Genomic DNA, 1,701 nt, shown 5'->3' on the forward strand with positions numbered 1-1,701 from the left:
TCGAGCAGGCCGTGCAGCGCCCGCGCCACGTCGAGGTGCCCTTAAAGGCGGATGCCANGGGNGAGACGGTCCACCTCTTCCCTTGAAAGTGNTCGGTGCAGCGGCGGCACCAGAAGGTCATCGAGATCGCTCCGGCGCCGAACCTCGATGACGCGCCTGCGGGTGGACCTGCACCGCTACGCCGTCGCGTTCGCCCGGTCGATCGGCTACCAGAACGCGGGCACCGTCGAGTTCCTGCTCGAGACCGCGGGTCCTCGCGCGGGCGAGGTCGTCTTCATCGAGATGAACCCGCGCATCCAGGTCGAGCACACCGTCACCGAGGAGGTCACGGACGTCGACCTCGTCCAGTCGCAAATGCGGATCGCCGCGGGCCAGACGCTCGCCGATCTGCAGCTCACGCAGGACGACATCCGCTTGCGCGGCGCGGCGCTGCAGTGCCGTATCACGACCGAGGACCCTACCCAGGGCTTCCGCCCCGACACCGGCAAGATCACGACGTACCGCTCGCCGGGTGGCGCCGGTATCCGCCTCGACGGCGGCACGACCGCGGCGGGGTCGCAGATCAGCCCGCACTTCGACTCCATGCTCGCCAAGCTCACGTGCCGCGGTCGCGACTTCGGCGCCGCGGTCGCCCGCGCCCGCCGCGCCCTCGCGGAGTTCCGCATCCGCGGGGGTCTCGACCAACATCCCGTTCCTGCAAGCGGTGCTCGACGACCCGGCCTTCGTCGCCGGCGACCTCAGCACGTCGTTCATCGACGAACGGCCCGAGCTGCTCCGGGGGCGCGAGTCGAAGGACCGCGGCACGAAGATCCTGTCGTGGCTCGTCGACACCACGGTCAACCGGCCGAACGGCGACAACCCGCTCTCGGTCGACCCGGGCAGCAAGCTCCCCGTTCTCGACCTCGCGACCCCCGCGCCCGCGGGCTCCCGGCAGCGGCTGCAGGAGCTCGGCCCGGTGGGTTTCGCCCGGGCGCTGCGCGCGCAGACGGCCCTCGCCGTCACCGAGACCACGTTCCGCGACGCCCACCAGTCGCTGCTCGCGACCCGCGTCCGCACGCGCGACCTCGCCCGGGTCGCGCCGTACGTCGCGCGGCTGACGCCCGAACTCCTCTCGGTCGAGGCCTGGGGCGGTGCGACGTACGACGTCGCGCTCCGCTTCCTCGGTGAGGACCCGTGGGAGCGCCTCGACGTGCTGCGGCAGGCGCTGCCGAACGTGGCGATCCAGATGCTCCTGCGCGGCCGCAACACGGTCGGGTACACCCCGTACCCGACGGAGGTGACGGATGCCTTCGTCGCCGAGGCCGCGGCATCCGGGATCGACATCTTCCGCATCTTCGACGCGCTCAACGACGTCTCGCAGATGCGGCCCGCGATCGATGCGGTGCTCGCCACCGGGACCGCGGTCGCGGAGGTCGCCGTCTGCTACACGGGCGACCTGCTCGACCCCCGCGAAGACCTGTACACGCTCGACTACTACCTGCGCCTGGCCGAGCAGGTCGTCGACGCCGGCGCGCACATCCTGGCCGTGAAGGACATGGCGGGACTCCTCCGTTCCGCCGCCGCCGCGCGCCTGGTCACGGCGCTCCGCGAGCGGTTCGACCTCCCCGTGCACGTCCACACGCACGACACCGCGGGCGGGCAGCTCGCGACGCTCCTCGCCGCCTCGGCGGCCGGAGCGGATGCCGTCGACGCCGCCGCCGC

Annotated in this window: 1 pseudogene; it reads left to right on the forward strand. The window is 72.2% G+C overall.

From position 1 onward, the window contains the following. Positions 1–1,701 (forward strand): annotated as a pseudogene (locus I5G_RS22410) (pyruvate carboxylase); the annotation flags it as partial.

It is taken from the genome of Microbacterium sp. B19 (genome assembly GCF_000333395.1).
Classification (GTDB): domain Bacteria; phylum Actinomycetota; class Actinomycetes; order Actinomycetales; family Microbacteriaceae; genus Microbacterium.